The organism is Pseudoalteromonas sp. S16_S37 (genome assembly GCF_014694405.1).
In the GTDB taxonomy this organism is placed as follows: Bacteria; Pseudomonadota; Gammaproteobacteria; order Enterobacterales; family Alteromonadaceae; genus Pseudoalteromonas.
In genome coordinates, this window is sequence record NZ_JAAUWV010000124.1 from 1 (window position 1) to 2,270 (window position 2,270).

3 protein-coding genes and 1 pseudogene are annotated in these 2,270 nt (G+C 44.3%); all 4 read left to right on the plus strand.

Annotated features, from left to right (window positions below):
- A pseudogene (locus HC733_RS22005) lies at window positions 1–585 on the plus strand (hypothetical protein); the annotation flags it as partial.
- Window positions 585–1,577: a hypothetical protein gene (locus tag HC733_RS22010; RefSeq protein ID WP_190367118.1), complete on the plus strand. Its 993-nt coding sequence runs from the start codon at window positions 585–587 to the stop codon at window positions 1,575–1,577. The pseudogene HC733_RS22005 and the gene HC733_RS22010, both read left to right, overlap by 1 nt.
- A 2-nt stretch (window positions 1,578–1,579) precedes the next feature.
- Window positions 1,580–1,873: a hypothetical protein gene (locus HC733_RS22015; protein WP_190367119.1), complete on the plus strand. Its 294-nt coding sequence runs from the start codon at window positions 1,580–1,582 to the stop codon at window positions 1,871–1,873.
- Window positions 1,870–2,270 (plus strand): hypothetical protein (locus tag HC733_RS22020; protein WP_190367120.1); only part of this gene is annotated, 401 nt, incomplete at its 3' end. The genes HC733_RS22015 and HC733_RS22020, both read left to right, overlap by 4 nt.

The window sequence follows — 2,270 nt, forward strand, 5'->3', positions numbered from 1 at the left end:
TCATTTACTGGCCCGTTCATCATAACAGCGGTGTTGTCAGAGCTTGTGACTGTAGACAATATTCAAGGCAGCACGCTACGTATTTTAACCCCGCTGAAACGCACTTACCCCGCTGGGGCTACCGTATCAAGCGCCTATGTGCTCGGTGACTTACAAGCTACCACCAAAGACGAGCGAACTTTAAGCGCTTGGCAAAACAATTTTGGTGCAACAGGCTCACCCGCTTCCAGTGCCATCAACACCACTCAATACCCAATTGAGCTTAGCAATATAGGCGCAATTGCTCAGCGCTGGGCCATCGTGTTTACCAGCACCACAGATTATAAATTGATTGGTGAGCATGTGGGCACTATTTACCACGGCTCAACCAGCGCCGATTGTGCGCCAATCAACCCGTTTGCAGGCGCACCTTACTTACTCATTCGTAAAGAAGCGTTTGGTGCGGGCCTAAACCCCGGCGAATGCTTTTTATTTGAAACCACCACAGCAAGTAAACCCATTGCGTTAACTCGCTCGGTTTCACCCGGGCATTCAGAGATTAAATACGATTCTTCAACTTTGGCATTTAGAGGAAACAAAGACTAATGACAACACCAGTAACTGTTTACAGATGGGATGATGAAGACGCGCCACAAATAAATACCGGGTACGGTACAGCCAATGAAATTAGGGCCGTGCTTAATGCCTGCTTGGTTGATGGTTACGGTACAAAACAACCTTTAGGTTGGACTAAAGTACACGACAACATTAATGGTGTGGTATATCAAAACAATACTGAGATTGGCTCAGGTGGCATGGTGAGGTTTTGGCCAAAAGGGCTGGATTGGGAACAACCGCTATACCCAAATCCGATGCTTTTTCAAAGTGCAAAAACTTACACTGATGCTGAAACGCCGTTCCATGCAGGAAACTCGCAGGCGCTAAAACATCCCATATACAGCTCGACTAACTACACCAAAGCATGGACCATCATAGGAACAGGGTATGCGTTTTATTTAATTCTTGGATGGGTTGATGAAACAAGAAGCCTATCAGAAAGAAAATATACTATTGAGTCTGGCACTTGGTATAACTTTTCAATGTTTTGTGGGGATATTCACTCAAGGCTAGAAGTTGATGCAGGGAAGTTTATCGCTTTCTGCGCGCCAAATCGAGGAGACACCACCTCAACAACTTGGCAGGAAACACTAGATTATATAACCGAAACAATACACAGTAGCTCTCAATCCTACCATCCAAAAATATACCATGCTGATAACTCTGATGGTTTTAGAACATATTCACCAAGAAAACCGCTTTTAACCTCAAACAATGAGTTGCTTAATATTAATGACGATATTATTGGTTACAGCTCAGTCCCTCTATTAAGTACCAGTATGTCGCAAATTCTGTACCCTGAAGACCCAGTAAAACCCAACTTACGAGGTTACATGCCCGGTATGATCCAAACCATTATGGGGCTTGGCCAAAACCACTATTGGCCAACCACAAAAGAAATTGATGGGCATCAATATTGGATATTGCGCTATGCCGCTTCTGACGAAAGCGGTATTTGGATAAACATGGAACAATGGTAACTATGTTCAGAGTACATTTTACAGGTCATAAAGTGAGTAACCCTCGTGGTCAGTTGCAACTAGACTGTGATACAAATGCAACGCGTGTGCTGGTTCAAAATAGAATGACACTTGAGCCAATTTGGCTTGGCGCGATACCAAGCAATGGACAAATAACGGTTATCACTCCAGAGCAATATGGGGTTGAACCTGACCTCATGGTGACCATATTCGATGATAGTGGCGTGTTCAATGCGGAAACGGTAGACAGAGTGCAAGCAAAACTGCCATCACAAGAGCAGGAAAGCACCGAGTGATAAAGATAAGGTTTAGCAAGCCCTATGCTGTCTATAAATCGCCTATCGTTATTCGGTTTGGTCAATCACCAACACCAAAAGAGCCTGAACTTGTTGGGATAGAAAACGCATTCATACACAACACTGAACAATTGAGAACTGCGGTACATGTATTAGCCCATACGCTTCGCGCATCATTGACACAACAAGCCGCTCTAGCGTTTGCACTTCAAAACCACATTAACGCGCTCATAGTTAATGCTTGGTCGAACAGTCAAGGTATTAAGAGTGCAACAACGATAGGTTGGCAGCGAAGTGATATAGTGCTCAGTGAAGCCATTCTTAATTGGCAAACACATCTACTCTCAGTGTTTGAAACCACGCAGTGCTGGCAACAGACAATAAAAGTAGAGCGAGC

Bases quoted from the DNA above. Each gene is read 5' to 3' on its own strand.
- HC733_RS22015 (WP_190367119.1), top strand. From the start codon at position 1,580: ATGTTCAGAGTACATTTTACAGGTCATAAAGTGAGTAACCCTCGTGGT.
- HC733_RS22010 (WP_190367118.1), top strand. From the start codon at position 585: ATGACAACACCAGTAACTGTTTACAGATGGGATGATGAAGACGCGCCA.